This window comes from Enterobacter sp. 148H3 (assembly GCF_034107425.1).
GTDB classification, from domain to species: domain Bacteria; phylum Pseudomonadota; class Gammaproteobacteria; order Enterobacterales; family Enterobacteriaceae; genus Enterobacter; species Enterobacter vonholyi.
In genome coordinates this window covers 1-689 of sequence record NZ_JAWNEI010000053.1, presented here as the reverse complement: position 1 = coordinate 689, position 689 = coordinate 1, and the positions used below count along the sequence as shown (strand labels likewise).

At 53.1% G+C, this 689-nt stretch carries 1 pseudogene; it reads right to left on the bottom strand.

The window, feature by feature from the left end:
* A pseudogene (locus USH94_RS22485) lies at positions 1 to 689 on the bottom strand (IS5 family transposase); the annotation flags it as partial.

The window sequence follows — 689 nt, the reverse complement described above, 5'->3', positions numbered from 1 at the left end:
TCTCAATAAGACTTTGTTCCAGATGATAATACCACAGGCAAAATGCAACATGTCCTTGTAATTTTCGGTCTTCTTTTCCCATCAGGTCAGGAGCCGGCGAAAGTGATTCATCCAGCTATGAGTCCTCTCGACGCCCCTGTGGCAGGCTTTGAAGTCCGTGTTTTTACTCGGGTCAGACTCCTTGTTACGAGACTGGATATGCGGCTGGTAGCGACAGCTCTGTAGATACGTTTCCAGCCAGCCTGCCTCGTAACCTTTGTCCAGGCAGAGCCTGAGCTTTGTCCCGGACGCCCGTCTGAAGGGTATCGAGCGTATCCGCAACCAGCTTGATGTCGTGCGTGTTTACTGCTGCGACGACCAGCGACAGAGGAAGCCCGTTGGCATCTGTCATCAGACTGCGCTTTACACTTTGTTTCCCTCTGTCTGTGGGATTATGGCCTGTTTTTTGTTCCTGACAGTGGCAGTTTTGTTATACAGCCGTCCATCGACAAGCAGGACCAGTCAATACCGTCCAGATGCCCGCAGGCAAGCAAACCGTTCTGCCAGAAGCACTCGAAGACTCCAGCATCGCGCCATTCCTGGAAGCGCCGATGAGCAGAACTTGATGAGCATATCCCCGTGGCATTCAGGGCGTTCCACTGGCAACCGGTCCTGAGGACGAAGAATATGGCATGCATGGCAGCGCGGTT